Source organism: Burkholderia sp. BC1 (genome assembly GCF_052683555.1).
In genome coordinates, this window is sequence record NZ_JBQYLP010000065.1 from 1 (window position 1) to 16,219 (window position 16,219).

The following is a 16,219-nucleotide window of genomic DNA, read 5'->3' on the forward strand; positions in this document are numbered from 1 at the left end:
TCTCGCCTGCAACTTCGGAAGTTGGTCCATTGATCAGCGTTTCCCTAGGCGATTGGGCCGCGTGCCGAGACGGGCGAACCGCCGATTTCTGGTCGGAGGATACCAAATTCGACGGCAATCACCGGAAAATGACAGAGGTGGCGCGCCGGATTGTACGCATTCAACCGAGACTGACATGCAGCGCCCCCGCTTTGTCGCGTCTTTCGCGGCGGAAGGATTCGTAACGTCTGGCCCTTCCGTACACACTAAATCGGCCCATGCAGTACCCGCCCCACCGCCCTACAGACGGCAGGTCAGTCTTTACTGCGTTAGAACAATCCCGCCGAATGCGCTGTGTCGTCCCAACTGAAAATCATCGGCACGTTTAGTGGAGACCGGGAGCGTGTTGCTGCATGCCTCTCGGCGTCCCGTTTCTGTCAACGCCAATCGGCCCGGTGCCGGCGCTATCGCGGCTGATCGGATTGCAGGTTGCTGGTCAATTCGACTAACTAGACTCGCACTGTTGGCCGGCGATGCCCCGTCCATCAGCGATTCGCAATCTCTTTTTCGAACTGGCGCTCGCCCGGCCGGGCAGACCTGCCCATACGTTGAAGACTATCGCGAGAGCCACACCGGCGCGGGCCGGCGTCAATCAGCGGCAACGCGCCGTGCTCGCGCAGCTGCCGCCGCGCAAATCCGTCCTGCCAAATGGGCCCGAAGTCGGACAACGTCATGTGTGCCCGATAGACCCGCCACCAACGCGCGACGCCTGCCGCCTCCGAACCCTTCATCTGCCAATCGGCCAACTTCGGCTCCACATTCGACCGCACTGGTAAACTCGGCAACCAAAGCAACTTTCGGCCTGACCTATGACCACGCTGTCTCCCGACGCCATCGCCAACCACACGCCAATGATGCAGCAATACTTACGCATCAAGGCCGAGCATCCCGACACGCTCGTCTTCTACCGGATGGGCGATTTCTACGAGTTGTTCTTCGAGGACGCCGAGAAGGCCGCGCGCCTGCTCGACCTGACCCTCACGCAGCGCGGCGCATCGGCAGGCAATCCGATCAAGATGGCCGGCGTGCCGCACCACGCGGTCGAACAATATCTGGCGAAGCTCGTGAAGATGGGCGAGTCGGTCGCGATCTGCGAGCAGATCGGCGATCCCGCGACGTCGAAGGGCCCCGTCGAACGCAAGGTGGTACGTGTCGTCACACCGGGCACGCTGACAGACGCGGCGCTGCTGTCCGACAAGAACGACGTATACCTGCTGGCGATGTGCACCGGGCACAACAAGCGCGGCGTGGCGATCAACATCGGCCTCGCGTGGCTGAACCTCGCGAGCGGCGCGCTGCGGCTCGCCGAAATCGAACCGGACCAGCTCGGCGCGGCGCTCGAGCGGATCCGGCCCGCCGAAATCCTGACGGCCGACGGCGCGACCGACGCGATTCCGGCCGGCGCAGGCGCGATCAAGCGCGTGCCTACATGGCACTTCGATATTGCTTCGGGTACGCAGCGTCTGTGCGAGCAGTTGGACGTCGCGAGCCTCGACGGATTCGGTGCGCATTCGCTGACAAGCGCGTGCGGCGCGGCTGGCGCGCTGCTGCTGTATGCGGCCGCGACGCAAGGCCAGCAACTGCGTCACGTGCGCAGCCTGAAAGTCGAAAACGAAAGCGAATACATCGGCCTCGATCCCGCGACGCGCCGCAATCTCGAACTGACCGAAACGCTGCGCGGCACCGAGTCGCCGACGCTCTATTCGTTGCTCGATACCTGCTGCACGACGATGGGCAGCCGCCTGCTGCGCCACTGGCTGCATCATCCGCCGCGCGCGTCCGTCGCCGCGCAGTCGCGCCAGCAGGCGATCGGCGCGCTGCTCGATGCGCCGGCGGACGCCAGTCTCGACGCGCTGCGCAGTGCCCTGCGCCAGATTGCCGACGTCGAACGGATCACCGGGCGTCTCGCGCTGCTGTCCGCGCGTCCGCGCGACCTGTCGAGCCTGCGCGATACGTTCGCCGCACTGCCGGCGCTGCGCGAGCGCATCAAGCCGATCGTCGCGAACGCCGATGCGCTTGCGCGCTTGGACGCGGCGCTCGCCCCGCCCGCCGAATGCCTTGACCTGTTGACGAACGCGATCGCACCCGAGCCTGCCGCGATGGTGCGCGACGGCGGCGTGATCGCGCGCGGCTACGATGCCGAGCTCGACGAGCTGCGCGACATCTCCGAGAACTGCGGACAGTTCCTGATCGATCTCGAAGCACGCGAGCGCGCACGCACCGGCATTGCGAACCTGCGCGTCGAATACAACAAGGTGCACGGCTTCTATATCGAAGTCACGCGCGGCCAGACCGACAAGGTGCCCGACGACTACCGGCGCCGCCAGACGCTGAAGAATGCGGAACGCTACATCACGCCCGAACTGAAGACGTTCGAGGACAAGGCCCTGTCCGCGCAGGAGCGCGCACTGTCGCGTGAGCGCGCACTGTACGACTCGGTGCTGCAGGCGCTGCTGCCGTTCATTCCGGAATGTCAGCGCGTCGCCTCGGCGCTTGCGGAACTGGATCTGCTCGCCGCGTTCGCCGAGCGCGCACGCGCGCTCGACTGGGTCGCGCCGACGTTCACCGACGAAGTCGGCATCGAGATCGAACAGGGCCGGCATCCGGTCGTCGAAGCGCAGGTGGAGCAGTTCATCGCGAATGACTGCCGGTTCGGCGCCGAGCGCAAGCTGCTGCTGATCACGGGCCCGAACATGGGCGGTAAGTCGACGTTCATGCGGCAGACGGCGTTGATCGCGCTGATGGCCTACGTCGGCAGCTACGTGCCGGCGAAGTCCGCGCGCTTCGGCCCGATCGACCGGATCTTCACGCGCATCGGCGCAGCCGACGATCTGGCAGGCGGCCGCTCGACGTTCATGGTCGAGATGACCGAGGCCGCCGCGATTCTCAACGACGCAACGCCGCAGAGCCTCGTGCTGATGGACGAGATCGGCCGCGGCACGTCGACGTTCGACGGTCTCGCACTCGCCTGGGCGATTGCGCGCCACCTGCTCGCACACAACGGCTGCTATACGCTGTTCGCGACGCACTACTTCGAACTCACGCAACTGCCGCTCGAATTCCCGCAGGCGGCCAACGTGCATCTGTCGGCCGTCGAGCACGGGCACGGGATCGTGTTCCTGCACGCGGTCAACGAAGGGCCGGCAAATCAGAGCTACGGGCTGCAGGTCGCGCAGCTCGCCGGCGTGCCGGCGCCGGTGATCCGCGCGGCACGCAAGCATCTGGCGCACCTCGAACAGCAGTCGGCGGCACAGCAAACGCCGCAGCTCGACCTGTTCAGCGCGCAGCCGGCGCCCGGCGATCTCGAGTGTGCGGATGCGCCCGTCGTCCCCGACGCACCGCATCCGGCGCTCGAGAAGCTGCGCGAAATCGATCCGGACGATCTGAAGCCGCGCGAAGCGCTCGACCTGCTGTACGAGCTGCGCGCACTCGTGCGGGACCACGATGGCGACGCACGCGCGTGAGCGCGTGATGCCCCGCCTGCCGGCGTGCGCGATGGCTGCGCTCGCCGCAGCGGCAATCGTGCTGTCGCCGGCCCGCGCGCATGGCGCGCCGGCCGCGCGCGCGGCCGCACCCTACTCGTTCGCGGTCGTATCGGGCGTCATGAGCACGCCCGCCGACGAGCCCGCCGCGCAACGCATGCTCGAATCGATCGCACGCGAACGCAATCTCGCGTTCGTCGTCTATGCGGGCAACCTGAAGGGACCGAAAGAAGCGTGTCGCGACGCGATCTATACGCAGCGCAGTGCGATCCTCGACGCGTCGCGCGTGCCGCTCGTATTCGTCCCCGGCCACGACGACTGGGTGACCTGCGGGACACCGACGGGCGGGCATTACGATCCGGTCGAGCGACTCGACTTCCTGCGGCAGACGCTGCTCGCCGAATCTGCGCTGCCCGATCGCAACGCATTGCCGATCACGCGCGAAAGCGAAGTCGCGCGGTTCCGCCCGTATCGCGAAAACGCGCGCTGGATGCAAGGAGACGTCGTCTACGTCGCGCTGAATGCGCCCGCGCCGAACAACCACTTTCTGACGGCCGGCGGCCGCAACGGCGAATTCGAGGATCGCGTGATCGCCAACGCGTTCTGGGTCGACCATGCGGCCGAATACGCGAAGCGACGCGATGCGCGCGCGATGGTGGTGATTTTCGAAGGCGATCCGCAGTTCGATCGCTATGAACGCGCGGAACGCTTTGCGTGGCTGCGCTTCAACCGGCCGCGCGTGCGCGACGGATTCCGCGAGCTGAAACGCACGTTGGTCAAGGCAGCGGCGACATTCCGCGGGCCGATCCTCGTCATTCATGCGAGCGCGGAACCGCTCGCGAACGGCTTTCTGATCGACCGTCCGCTGCGCGCAGACGATGGCGAACCGGTGGGAAATGTGACGCGCGTCGCGATCGGCCCGCGTCAGCCGGCGAATCAGTGGGTCAAGGTGAGCGTGTCGCCGGCGCGGCAGACGCCGTTCGGCGTGAGCTTGCAGACGGTGCCGAAGAACGTGCCGGTGCCGCCCTCGCTGCCGCTCGTCCCGCACGACGACGTGCCGTTGCCGCAAATGCCGGAGATCCCGGCATTGCCGGCGCTGCCGGACTCGTCGTCGGTCGCGCCGCCGCTGCAGGGCGACGGCACGGCGCCCGGCAGCGCATCATGGCCGGCGCCGCCGCAGGCGACGCCAGGCGAACCGGCGAGCTCAGTGCAGCGTGCGCCCTGACGGCGACGCGTCGTTCGGGCGATCGTCTTCGTCGTCTTCGTCCTCGTCGACGATCTCCAGCCCTTCCGCGCCGTGCACGTGCTCGTGTTCGATCTCTTCCTCGGTCGCTTCACGCACGTCCTTCACGGTCAGCGCGAAACGCAGCGCCATGCCGGCGAGCGGATGGTTGCCGTCGAGCACGACCTTGTCTTCGGCGATGTCGGTGACCGTGTAGATCAGCGAGTCGACTTCCTCGTCGCCGTCTTCCGGCGTGCCTTCGAACTGCATGCCCACTTCGAGCGGCTCGGGAAAACGGTCGCGCGGCTCGATCTTCACGAGTTCGGGATCGTAGTCGCCGAACGCGTCCTGCGGCTCGAGCTGGATCTGCGTCTGGTAGCCGGGCTCCTGGCCATCGAGCTGTTCCTCGATCTTGGGGAACGTGCCATCATAGCCGCCGTGCAGATAGACCATCGGCTCGTCGCTTTCCTCGATCAGATTGCCTTGCGCATCCGACAGCTTGTAAGCGATCGACACGACAGTGTTTTTTGCGATTTTCATCCAATTCTCCCAAATACAAGTCTCATTATACGATGCGCAACCGGTCTCAAGCCGAACCGCGGAACGCCGCTGCCGCGCCGCTCGGCGCGCCGCCTCCCGATCTTCCTACTCCGCTGCTCGGCGGTCTCACCCCGGCGCAATTCATGCGCCGCTACTGGCAGAAAAAGCCGCTGCTGATCCGCCAGGCGATGCCCGGCGTAAAGCCGCCCGTCACGCGCGAGGCACTGTTCGACCTAGCTGCAGACTATGACGCCGAATCGCGACTGATCACCCATTTTCGTAACAAGTGGCAACTGGCGCACGGTCCGTTCGAGCCGGGCTCGCTGCCGGCCGTGACGCGCGACGCCTGGACGCTGCTCGTGCAGGGTCTCGACCTGCACGTCGACGCGGCGCGCGCGCTCCTCGACCGGTTCCGCTTCATCCCCGACGCGCGTCTCGACGACCTGATGATCTCTTACGCGACGAACGGCGGCGGTGTCGGCCCGCACTTCGATTCGTATGATGTATTCCTGCTGCAGGTCGAGGGTCGGCGGCGCTGGCGCATCGGCGCGCAGCAGGACCTGTCGCTGCAGGCCGGCGTGCCGCTGAAGATCCTCGCGAACTTCGAGCCGACCGACGAATGGGTGCTGGAGCCGGGCGACATGCTCTATCTGCCGCCGCATATCGCGCACGACGGCGTCGCCGACGGCGAATGCATGACCTGCTCGATCGGCTTTCGCGCGCCGTCCGCCGGCGAACTCGGCGCGCAGTTCCTGTATTACCTGGCCGAACGCGGCGGCCTGCGCGACAGCGGCGCCGACGACCTCTACCGCGACCCGAAGCAGCCGGCGGTCGCCGCACCGGCCGAGCTGCCGCCGGCAATGGTCGAGCGCGTCGCCGAGATCGTCGATGCGATTCGCTGGCGCAAGCGCGACGTCGCCGAATTTCTGGGCTGCTACCTGAGCGAACCGAAATCGAACGTGGTGTTCGAGCCGCCGGCACGGCCGCTCTCGGAAGCCGCATTCGTTGCGCAGGCATCACGCCGCGGCGTCCGTCTCGACAGACGCGCTGCATTGTTGTATAACGCGCGCTCGTACTTCATCAACGGCGAGGAAGGACCGCTCGAGGAGGCCGGAGAATGGCTTCCCGAGCTGGCAAATCAGCGCCAGATGGAGGCGAAACGGTTTGTAACACTATCCCGGGTTCCCTCCATGACAGCCCTGCTACACGAGTGGTATCGTGCGGGCTGGATACGGGTCGGAAACCGGAATGAGTGGTAGCCGAACTGTTCGCCCATATGAATCAAATTTTGTATGGGAAAGACAACGTATTGACCCCGCATTTGTCGACGGTCGATAGGAAAGTGCATATAATTTCCGCCCAAGCCGTAGGGAAGATTCACGCTCTAGAAGTGCGTCTCCACCAGCGGCCCAGGTCGGTGTTGGAGCACATTACCGGTATTGTTTCGCGCTGTTGCTTACCTTTAACCATAAAAGGACGTGATCATGAAGAAATCCCTCCTCGTAGCTTCCCTGTTGGCTGCTGTTGCACTGGCTGCTTGCAACAAGAGCGCTGACCAAAGCGCTTCGTCGGCTGCTAGCGACGCTGCTGCTGCCGCTTCGTCGGCTGCTTCGGCAGTTGCCGGTGCTGCGAGCGATGCAGCTGCTGCTGCTTCGTCGGCGAGCGCTGCTGCGAGCGATGCAGCTGCTGCTGTGGCGTCGGCTGCTTCGGCAGAGACGGCTGCTCCGGCTTCGGGCGCAAGCCAGTAAGCGTCAGCATCAGCTGAAAAAAAACCGGCCCGAGGGCCGGTTTTTTTGTGTCCGTCGTTTTTGCGATCGCGCTCGGACCACATGCTGCGGCGCCCCGCCCTGCTCCTGCGCAGGTTCAGCCGAGCACGAGCCAGTCGAAGCCGGCCTCCTGCGTCGCGACGACCACGTCGTCGCCGTCCGTGCCGAGCACGTCGGCCAGCGCCGCGCGCGCGAGTTCCGGCCGGTTGTTCTGCTGACTGAGGTGAGCCGCAACGAGATGCTGCAGACGGCTGCGTTCCAGCGACGCCAGAATGCCCGCTGCCGCGTCGTTGCTCAAGTGCCCGTGCGTGCCGCCGATTCGCGCCTTCAGCGACTGCGGATAGCGGCTCGCGGCGAGCATCGCGGTGTCGTGGTTGGATTCGAGCACCAGCGCGTCGCAGCCGCTCAGCACGGCCGTGATGTGCGGCGTCGCCATGCCGACATCGGTCAGCACGCCGAGCCGTCGGCAACCGTCCATGAATACGAATTGAAGCGGTTCGCGCGCGTCGTGCGGCACCGTATAGGGCATCACGGCCAGATCGCCGATCGCGGCCGTTTCGTCGCCCCACAGCACGCGCAGATCGACGTCGGCTTCGTCCGCCCCCGCCGCGCGCGCGGTGCCCCAGCTCATGTAGAGCGGCAGCGATGCGCGCCGCGCGAGCGTCAGCGCGCTGCCGACATGGTCGCTATGTTCGTGGGTGACGAGGATCGCGTCGAGATCGTCGACGCAGAGATTCAGGCGGCCGAGCCGGCGCTCGACCTCTTTTGCGGAAAAGCCGCAGTCGAGCAGCACGCGCGTGGTCGTCGTGCCGCTCGTGGCCTCGACGACCAGCGCGTTGCCTTCGCTGCCGCTTCCCAGGCTGGCGAATCGCACGCGCTCAGTTCAGCTGCGCGTGGAGCAGCGAAATGATTCGCTTCGCATCCGACGAGTTGTCGACCTGGCCGTTCGCATCGACGACTGCGACCTGCGTGCCGCCGTTGCCCTGCGCGCGCACGTTGACCAGGAACTCCCTGCCCGGCTTCGCGGCCGACGGGCCGCCGTAGAACAGCTTGCCGAACAGGCCGTCGCGCTTGAGCTCTTCCATCGAGTTCGCGTAACGGACCGTGTACATGCCCTTCTCGCGGTCGCGGTTGTCGACCGTGAAGTTCGTCCGGTCGAGCGCGAGGCCGACGCGCAGCCACGCACGATCGAACGATTCCGCCAGTTGCAGCGTCGCCGCGCCGTCGCTCGTGTCGGCCACTTGCGCGGGCGCGGTGGCCGGACGCGCATCGGTCAGCAGCTGCTTCGCCTGCGCATCGGTCAGCCCGAACTTCTGCATCAGCTTCGTCAGGAACACCGCTTCGAGCACGGGGTTACGCGGACGCTCTTCCCAGCGCGACGACGTGCCGCCCTGCGGCCCGACCATCATTTCCTCCATCGCGCTGTGCGTGATCGAGATGTCGGTGTTGCCGCCCGACGTACGGCTCACCAGTGTGCGGAAGCGGTCGCGCGTGCCGGACGAGTACGCGAAGTCGATCACCTTGCCGATCGTGCGGCGGAACCAGTCGTCGGGAATGTTCGCGCGGTTCTCGGCCCAGTCGGTGACCATGATGCCGGTCGACGGCGCGTCGGTCTTCAGCGAGAAGCCGTTCTCCTGCCAGAACTCCTTCAGGATCGGCCACAGCTGCTCCGGCGTGCGGCCGTCGACGACGAGCCAGCGGCGATCGCCGTCGCGCTCGATGTGCATGCCGAGCGGATCCTGTGCGTTCGGAATGCCGTCCGTCGCGTTGCCCGCCGCGGTGGTGGCGCGCGGCGGCAGCGTGCCGAGCCCGGCGTTGGTCGGCGGCGCGACGAACTGCTGCGTGGTCGGCACCGGCTTCAGGTCGCTCGGCACCGCGAGCGGCGGCGCCGAGCCCGTGTTCTTGTAGTTGACCCGGTCGGGAGCCAGGTAGTCGTTCAGCGTATCGCAGCCGGCGAGCGCGCCCAGCGCAAGCACCATCACCGACATCTGGATGGCGCGAGAGGAAATGGCGAAACGTTTCATGAAATCCTTCGTCTTGCTAGAACGCTCGTCAGGAGCGGCGCCGGACGGAGCCGGCCGGTGCGGGTTGATCAGGGGTCGAGCCGGCGGCCGCAGGACGCGGCCGCCTCCGTGTCAGGCGAGAACGCCCGCCTCGACGAGTGCCGAACGCACGGCATCGTGGCAGCGCTCGTCGAGCGCCGTGAGCGGCAGACGGATGCCGCCCTGCATCTTGCCCATCGCATGCAGCGCCCACTTCACCGGAATCGGGTTCGCCTCGATGAACAGATTCTTGTGCAGCGACAGCAGCTTCATGTGCAGCTCGCGCGCGGTCTGCACGTCGCCGGCCAGCGCGGCGCGGCACAGCGCGCTCATCGCGCGCGGCGCGACGTTCGCCGTCACCGAGATGTTGCCGTGGCCGCCGAGCAGCATCAGCGCGATCGCGGTCGGATCGTCGCCGCTGTAGATCGCGAAATGCTTCGGCGCGGCCTTGATCAGCTGCGCGGCACGATCGATGTTGCCGGTCGCTTCCTTCACGCCGACGATCCCCGGCACCTGCGCGAGGCGCAGCATCGTCTCGTTCGACATGTCGGCCACCGTCCGGCCCGGCACGTTGTAGAGGATCACCGGCAGATCGACCGCTTCCGCGATCGTGCGGAAATGCCGGTACATCCCTTCCTGCGTCGGCTTGTTGTAGTACGGCACGACCTGCAGCGTCGCATCGGCGCCGACCGCCTTCGCGTGCTTCGTCAGCTCGATCGCTTCGGCGGTCGAATTGCCGCCCGCGCCCGCGATGATCGGAATGCGTTTGGCCGCGTGCTCGACGGCCGTGCGGATCATCAGGATGTGCTCTTCGACGTTGAGCGTCGCGGATTCGCCGCTCGTGCCGACCACGACCAGCGCATCGGTGCCTTCTTCGATATGCCAGTCGATCAGTTTGCGAAATGCCGGCAGGTCGAGACTGCCGTCTTCGAGCATCGGGGTGACGATCGCGGGGATGCTGCCGCGGATTTGAATGCCGTCTTGGGTGCCGTTAGCCATGAAACGCGATTGATTGTGTACCGGTAAACGTTGAGATTGTAGCGGATTAGCCGGGCAGTCCGTAACGTGGAATTCCCGCCCCCGCCTTCGGGGTCGCGTCCTCGCGCACCGCGCAGATGCGCTGAACGAACGCTTCGCGCGGCGCCGCGACGAAACCGTCTTCGTACGCGACCACCCGCAGATGGCCGCGCACGGCGTCCAGCAGCTCGCCCGGCGCAAGCAGGAACGCGGGGTTGGACGGTTTGCCGACCGTTTCGTTTCCGCGCGCGAACGTTTCGTAGATCAAAACGCCGCCCGGCTCGAGCGCGTCGAGCAGATGGGGCCAGAGCGGACGATGCAGATAATGCGTGACGACGACGGCCGCGAACCGCGCATCGGCCGGCAACGGCCATGGCGCGCCCTCGAGATCGGCGTCGCGCGCGTCGACGCCGGGAATCGCGGCCAACGCGGCGAGCGCCGCCGGATCGCGGTCGAGCACGACGACCGGATGCCCGCGCGACGCAAACCAGCGCGCATGGCGGCCGCCGCCCGCCGCGACGTCGAGTACCGCGCCGTGCGCGCGCACGAGCGGCGACCAGCGCACGACCCAGCGCGACGGCTCGGTCTGGGCGACATGGCCGCCCGCGGCGACGAGGATCGGTTCACGCATGCGATCAGGTGTACGACAGGCCCATCGCGTCGCGCACGTCGCGCATCGTTTCGGTCGCGTGCTTGCGCGCCTTGTCGCAGCCGTCCGCGACAATGGCGCGCAGCAGCGACGGATCGTCCATGTATTTCTGCGCGCGCTCGAGCATCGGCTGCTGCTCGCGCAGGATGCCTTCGATCACGGGCTGCTTGCAGTCGAGACAGCCGATGCCGGCGGAACGGCAGCCCTTCTGCACCCATTCGTGCGTCGCTTCGTCCGTATAGACCTGGTGCAGCTGCCACACCGGGCATTTGTCCGGATCGCCCGGATCGCTGCGGCGCACGCGCGCCGGATCGGTCGGCATCGTGCGGACCTTCTTCGTGATCGTCTCGGCGTCTTCGCGCAGGCCGATCGTGTTGCCGTACGACTTCGACATCTTCTGCCCGTCGAGGCCCGGCATCCGCGACGCTTCGGTCAGCAGTGCCTGCGGCTCGACGAGGATGATCTTGCGCGCACCTTCCAGATAGCCGAACAGGCGCTCGCGATCGCTCATCGACAGGCTCTGCGATTCCTGCAGCATCGCCCGCGCCTGTTCGAGCGCCTCGTCGTCGCCTTCCTGCTGATAGGCGTTGCGCAGCTCGTGGTAGAGCTTCGCGCGCTTGCCGCCGAGCTTCTTCGCGGCCTCGAGCGCCTTCTCCTCGAAGCCCGGTTCGCGGCCGTACAGGTAGTTGAAGCGGCGCGCGATCTCGCGCGTCATCTCGACGTGCGGCACCTGATCCTCGCCGACCGGCACGAGCGAGCCGCGGTACAGCAGGATGTCGGCGGCCATCAACACCGGGTAGCCGAGGAAGCCGTAGGTCGACAGATCCTTGTCCTTCAGCTTCTCGATCTGCTCCTTGTAGGTCGGCACGCGTTCGAGCCAGCCGAGCGGCGTGCTCATGCCGAGCAGCAGCGCGAGTTCCGCGTGCTCCGGTACCTTGCTCTGGATGAACAGCGTCGCCTGCGCGGGATCGATGCCGGCGGCGAGCCAGTCGATCAGCACGTCCCATACGTTCTTCTCGATGACCTCGGGCGTCTCGTAGTGCGTCGTCAGCGCGTGCCAGTCGACGACGCAGAAGAAACACGGGTACTCGGACTGCAGTTTCACCCAGTTTTTCAGCACGCCGTGGTAATGGCCGAGGTGCAGCGACCCGGTGGGTCGCATGCCGGAGAAAATACGATCTGGGAACATGATTGTCGTTAGAAAAGCAAGGCCAAAGGAGTCAGGATGGCGTTCAGGACGTCCGCGCCGACGTTGACGAGCGGACGCAGCCAGAAATTCGTCAGCACGCCCGTCGCCACCAGCACGAGGACGATGATGAAACCGTACGGCTCGATACGCGACAGCGCGATCGATTGTTTCGGCGGCAACAGCGCCGCGAGAATGCGGCCGCCGTCGAGCGGCGGAAGCGGAAACAGGTTCAGCACGCCGAGCACGAGGTTCGCGCTGACGCCGGCGAACGCCATCCGCGTGAAGAACGGCTCGTCGACGCCCGCCGCGCGCAGCAGGATGCCGATCACGCCCCACACCAGCACCTGCACGAAGTTGCACGCCGGGCCCGCGAGCGACACCCACAGGCTGCCCCAGCGCGGATCGCGCAGGTTGCGGAACGCGACGGGCACCGGCTTTGCATAGCCGAACAGGAACATGCCGCCGGTCAGGAAATACATCGCGAGCGGAATGGCGATCGTGCCGAGCGGATCGATGTGCCGCATCGGATTGAACGACACGCGCCCCATCATGTAGGCGGTGTTGTCGCCGAGCAGGCGGGCGGCATAGCCGTGCGCCGCCTCGTGCAGCGTGATCGCGAAGATCACGGGCAGCGCGTAGACGGCGATGGTCTGTATCAGGGAAGCATCCATATCGCGTTATTGTAACAAGCGCCCCCGCGCAAAAATGAAACGACGCGCTTACGGCGCGGTGAGCCCGAACGGCTCGAGTGCGCCGCGCCCTGCGCGCACGAGTTGCGGCACGTCGCCGGTCAGGTCGATCACCGTCGATGGTTCGCGCGGACACGCGCCGCCGTCGATCACGAGATCGACCTGCTTTTCGAGCCGCGCGCGAATGTCCTCGGGATCGTTGAGCGGTTCGTCGTCCGGCGGCAGGATCAGCGTCGTGCCGAGCAGCGGCTGGCCGAGCGATTCCAGCAGCGCGAGCGTGATCGCGTGATCCGGCACACGCAGCCCGATCGTCTTGCGCGACGGATGCGACAGCCGGCGCGGCACTTCCTTCGTGGCCTGCAGGATGAACACGTACGGCCCCGGCGTGACCGACTTGATCTGCCGGTACTGGCGGTTGTCGACCATCGCGAAGTTCGCGAGCTCCGACAGATCGCGCACGAGCAGCGACAGATGCTGCTTTTCGTCGAGGCCGCGAATGCGGCGCACGCGCTCGACCGCGTCCTTGTCGTCGAGGTGGCACGCGAGCGCATAGCTCGAATCGGTCGGCATCGCGACCACGCCGCCCTTGTTGACGATCTCCACCGCCTGCTTGATCAGGCGCGGCTGCGGATTATCCGGATGAATCCTGAAGAACTGGGACATGGGAGCACGTAAAGAGAAGGAGTTCGGACGCCGGCACGGGCCGCGGCACGCACGGCCGCGCGCCGCGGCGGCGCATCAGAGCCAGCGTGCCCAGACCGGTTTGAGATCGGACGGCAGCGGCGGCAGGCCGCCGAGCTCGACGCGGCCCTCGCCGGGCGCGTGAAAGTCCGACCCGCGCGACGCTTCGAAACCGAAGCGGCGCGCCACGTCCGCGTATTCGCGATACTGATCCGGCGTGTGGCTGCCCGTCACGACTTCGATCGCGCGGCCGCCGAGATCGATGAATTCGCCGAAGAACGCATCGAATTCGACCGGCGTATAGCGATAGCGGCCCGGGTGCGCGACGATCGCCTCGCCGCCCGCGCCGCGAATCCATTGCACGGCGTCCGACAGCGTCGCCCAGCGGTGCGGGACGAAGCCCGGCTTGCCGTCGCCGAGCAGGCGGTCGAACACGTCGGTAGTCGATTCCGCGTAGCCGTTCTCGACGAGAAAGCGCGCGAAGTGCGTGCGCGAGATCAGGTCCGGGTTCGACACGTACTTCAGCGCGCCCTCGTATGCGCCCGGGATGCCGAGCGTCGCGAGCTGTGCGCCGATCGCCTGCGCGCGCGCCGCACGGCCGTGACGCGTGCGGAACAGCCCGTCGACGAGCGCCGCGTTCTCCGGATCGATGTTCAGGCCGACGATGTGCACCGTGCGCGATGCCCACGTGACCGAAATCTCCACGCCGCTCAGGTAGCGCATGCCCAGCGCTTCGGCTTCGGCGCGCGCCGCCGCCTGGCCGCCGACCTCGTCGTGATCGGTCAGCGCCCAGAGCGTCACGCCGCCGTCGTACGCGCGGCGCGCGACGTCGGCGGGCGACAGCAGCCCGTCGGAAACATTGGAATGGCAGTGGAGATCGGCGTTCATTGTCGGCATGGCAGGTGAAGCTTCATTCTACTGCAATGCGGCATTGCGCCGCCGGCCTGTCGGCGCGCCTGTCCGCCCGCCTCTGCGCCCGCCGGCTCGGCCGTCACGCCACCCGCCGGCCGCGCCGCTACGCGCAGAACGCCTCGATCAGCGCCGCAATCTGCTCCGGCTGGTCGTGATGCACCATGTGGCCCGCATCCTCGACCAGTTTCTCGCGCCAGTCCGGGAATGCGCGGAAACGCGCCTTGAACTCGGGCAGCGGGATGTCGCCGGCAAGCTGCGCGAGCGTCGGCGAATTGACGGCCTCGACGTGCAGCACCTTCGCGCTGACCTTCGCCCAGATCGCCATCACCTCGTCGAGCCGGTACAGCAACGGGCCCCGCAGCTTGTGCGCGGGATCGGCGAGCAGATGGTAGAGGCCGTCGTCGCCGCGCTTCGACCAATGCGCGGCGAGAAACGCCGCGCGTGCCGGCGCGAGACGCGGATTGGTCTTGATCAGTCGCGCGGCAACCTCGTCGAGCGACGCGTACGCGCGCAGCGCCGGCGGCTCGCGCAGTTCGTCGAGCCAGCCGCGCAGCCGGCGCGGCGCCTGTTCGGCGCGCGCGGGCGCGAGCCCGAAGCCTTCGAGATCGACGACGCGCCGCACGCGCTCGGGACGCGCGCCCGCATAGAGACACACGACGTTCGCGCCCATGCTGTGACCCACCAGGTTCACGGCGCCGGTCGGCGCATAGTGGTCGAGGAGCGCGTCGAGGTCGGCCAGATAGTCGTGGAACCAGTAGTGACCGCCGCCCTGCCGCGCGACCGGCCAGTCCGACAGCCCGAAGCCGCGCGCGTCCGGCGCGATCACCTGCCAGTCGCCCGCAAGCGCATCGACGACGAACTGGAACGAAGCGGCGACATCCATCCAGCCGTGCAGCATGAACAGCGTCGGCGCATCGGGCCGGCCCCAGCGCCGCACATGCAGCCGGACACCGCGCACGGTAACGAAATCGGAAACGGAACTCGAGGCATTCATTGCGGCCGCCCAAAAAAAAGAATGATCGTTCGATTATAGCGGTCGCGGAGCTTGGCACGCGCCGGGGCACGGCGTTCCGCGCGCGTGTCGAGGCACCTCTCTAGCCTGACGAGGGCGACGCGCGCGGCCGCACTACTCGCCGGCCGAGCCCGCCGGCCCGGCCGCGGCGTCCTGCGCGGCCAGCTCGTCCAGTTCGGCCGGCTCGAAGCCCGCGCTGCGGCGCGCGTCGAAGTTGAACGGGCCGCGCAGCCGCGGCGCGCGGTACTGTTCGGCCAGCAGCCGGTAAGTCGGCACCGGATCGCGGCCGGCGGCCGCGCACAGGTGACGGAACCAGCGATTGCCGATCGCGACATGCCCGATCTCGTCGCTCAGGATCACGTCGAGAATCGCGGCCGATGCGTGGTCGCCCGCCTGCGCGAGCCGTGCGCGGATCGGCGGCGACGCGTCGAGGCCGCGCGCTTCGAGCGTACGCGGCACGAGCGCCATGCGCGCGAGCACGTCGTCCTTGGTCCGCTCGCACATCTCCCACAGACCGTTGTGCGCCGGAAAATCGCCGTACGCATGGCCGAATGCCGCGAGCCGATCGGCCAGCAGCGTGAAGTGATAGGCCTCCTCGGCCGCCACTTTCAGCCAGTCCGCATAGAACGCGTCCGGCTGGCCCGCGAAGCGCCAGACTGCGTCGAGCGCGAGGTTGATCGCGTTGAATTCGATATGCGCGAGCGCATGCAGCAGCACCGCGCGCCCTTCGGGCGAGCGCATGCTGCGCCGCTCGAGCTGGCGCGGCTCGACGAGCAGCGGACGCGCCGGACGTCCGGGCAGATCGGCCGGTTCGGGCAGCGCGAGCGACGGTGCGATCGCGGCCTGCCCGGCCTGGAGCGCGTCGTACAGCGCACGCACGCGCTCGGCCTTCGCGGCGGGCGCGGATTCACGCAGCGCGGCGAGCGCGGCGCGGCGCACGCATTGCGTCGCATCGGGAGAAGAAGACGCCATGTTCGAA

The 16,219-nt window shown here is 67.1% G+C and carries 17 protein-coding genes; 4 read left to right on the forward strand and 13 right to left on the reverse strand.

Translation table 11 applies throughout. The annotated features are described in order from the left end of the window. Window positions 1–524: 524 nt before the first annotated feature. Window positions 525–785: a hypothetical protein gene (locus tag ACSHSS_RS24185; protein WP_445545647.1), complete on the reverse strand. Its 261-nt coding sequence runs from the start codon at window positions 783–785 to the stop codon at window positions 525–527. A 63-nt stretch (window positions 786–848) separates the two neighbouring features. Here ACSHSS_RS24185 and mutS point away from each other — a divergent pair, with 63 nt between their 5' ends. Beyond that, entirely contained in the window at window positions 849–3,503 is a 2,655-nt protein-coding gene (gene mutS / locus ACSHSS_RS24190) for a DNA mismatch repair protein MutS (protein WP_060112648.1), read from the forward strand. A 7-nt stretch (window positions 3,504–3,510) separates the two neighbouring features. Then, complete coding sequence (locus tag ACSHSS_RS24195; RefSeq protein ID WP_175765415.1) at window positions 3,511–4,746, forward strand: hypothetical protein; 1,236 nt, start codon at window positions 3,511–3,513, stop codon at window positions 4,744–4,746. On the opposite strand, the gene ACSHSS_RS24200 is transcribed toward ACSHSS_RS24195, so the two are convergent. Continuing rightward, window positions 4,726–5,283 carry an FKBP-type peptidyl-prolyl cis-trans isomerase gene (locus ACSHSS_RS24200; protein WP_006401918.1) on the reverse strand — a complete coding sequence of 186 codons (558 nt, stop codon included), beginning with the start codon at window positions 5,281–5,283 and terminating at the stop codon, window positions 4,726–4,728. The genes ACSHSS_RS24195 and ACSHSS_RS24200 overlap by 21 nt on opposite strands. A gap of 32 nt (window positions 5,284–5,315) precedes the next feature. On the opposite strand from ACSHSS_RS24200, the gene ACSHSS_RS24205 reads away from it, so the two are divergent. Together ACSHSS_RS24205 and ACSHSS_RS24210 are read left to right on the forward strand one after the other, a co-directional pair. Beyond that, a complete protein-coding gene (locus tag ACSHSS_RS24205) occupies window positions 5,316–6,542 on the forward strand; it encodes a JmjC domain-containing protein (protein ID WP_445545648.1) in 1,227 nt (408 codons plus the stop codon). Window positions 6,543–6,592: 50 nt separating this feature from the next. Further along, window positions 6,593–6,838, forward strand: a complete 246-nt coding sequence (locus tag ACSHSS_RS24210; protein WP_011657350.1) for a hypothetical protein — start codon at window positions 6,593–6,595, stop codon at window positions 6,836–6,838. A 20-nt stretch (window positions 6,839–6,858) separates the two neighbouring features. On the opposite strand, the gene ACSHSS_RS24215 is transcribed toward ACSHSS_RS24210, so the two are convergent. From ACSHSS_RS24215 to ACSHSS_RS24265, 11 genes are all read right to left on the reverse strand, one after another. Continuing rightward, complete coding sequence (locus ACSHSS_RS24215) at window positions 6,859–7,041, reverse strand: hypothetical protein (protein WP_006412183.1); 183 nt, start codon at window positions 7,039–7,041, stop codon at window positions 6,859–6,861. Between the two features lie 105 nt (window positions 7,042–7,146). Next, window positions 7,147–7,923 (reverse strand): MBL fold metallo-hydrolase, encoded by a 777-nt coding sequence (locus ACSHSS_RS24220; protein ID WP_445545649.1) that lies wholly within the window; start codon window positions 7,921–7,923, stop codon window positions 7,147–7,149. A gap of 4 nt (window positions 7,924–7,927) precedes the next feature. Then, on the reverse strand, window positions 7,928–9,073 hold the full coding sequence (bamC, locus tag ACSHSS_RS24225; protein ID WP_006408193.1) for an outer membrane protein assembly factor BamC: 1,146 nt from the start codon (window positions 9,071–9,073) through the stop codon (window positions 7,928–7,930). Between the two features lie 111 nt (window positions 9,074–9,184). Then, complete coding sequence (dapA, locus tag ACSHSS_RS24230) at window positions 9,185–10,090, reverse strand: 4-hydroxy-tetrahydrodipicolinate synthase (RefSeq protein ID WP_006401923.1); 906 nt, start codon at window positions 10,088–10,090, stop codon at window positions 9,185–9,187. Window positions 10,091–10,136: 46 nt separating this feature from the next. After that, complete coding sequence (locus ACSHSS_RS24235; protein ID WP_445545650.1) at window positions 10,137–10,739, reverse strand: class I SAM-dependent methyltransferase; 603 nt, start codon at window positions 10,737–10,739, stop codon at window positions 10,137–10,139. 4 nt (window positions 10,740–10,743) lie between these two features. Next, on the reverse strand, window positions 10,744–11,946 hold the full coding sequence (locus ACSHSS_RS24240; RefSeq protein WP_006401925.1) for a tryptophan--tRNA ligase: 1,203 nt from the start codon (window positions 11,944–11,946) through the stop codon (window positions 10,744–10,746). Between the two features lie 8 nt (window positions 11,947–11,954). Beyond that, window positions 11,955–12,617, reverse strand: coding sequence for a site-2 protease family protein (locus ACSHSS_RS24245; RefSeq protein ID WP_105840995.1), 663 nt, complete (start codon window positions 12,615–12,617; stop codon window positions 11,955–11,957). A 48-nt stretch (window positions 12,618–12,665) separates the two neighbouring features. Continuing rightward, a complete protein-coding gene (locus ACSHSS_RS24250) occupies window positions 12,666–13,298 on the reverse strand; it encodes an L-threonylcarbamoyladenylate synthase (RefSeq protein WP_006401927.1) in 633 nt (210 codons plus the stop codon). 75 nt (window positions 13,299–13,373) lie between these two features. Next, entirely contained in the window at window positions 13,374–14,204 is an 831-nt protein-coding gene (locus tag ACSHSS_RS24255) for a 3',5'-nucleoside bisphosphate phosphatase (RefSeq protein WP_176034771.1), read from the reverse strand. A gap of 127 nt (window positions 14,205–14,331) precedes the next feature. Continuing rightward, complete coding sequence (locus ACSHSS_RS24260) at window positions 14,332–15,222, reverse strand: alpha/beta fold hydrolase (protein WP_105752801.1); 891 nt, start codon at window positions 15,220–15,222, stop codon at window positions 14,332–14,334. Between the two features lie 132 nt (window positions 15,223–15,354). Continuing rightward, window positions 15,355–16,212, reverse strand: coding sequence for a ferritin-like domain-containing protein (locus ACSHSS_RS24265; RefSeq protein ID WP_445545651.1), 858 nt, complete (start codon window positions 16,210–16,212; stop codon window positions 15,355–15,357). Window positions 16,213–16,219: the final 7 nt, after the last annotated feature.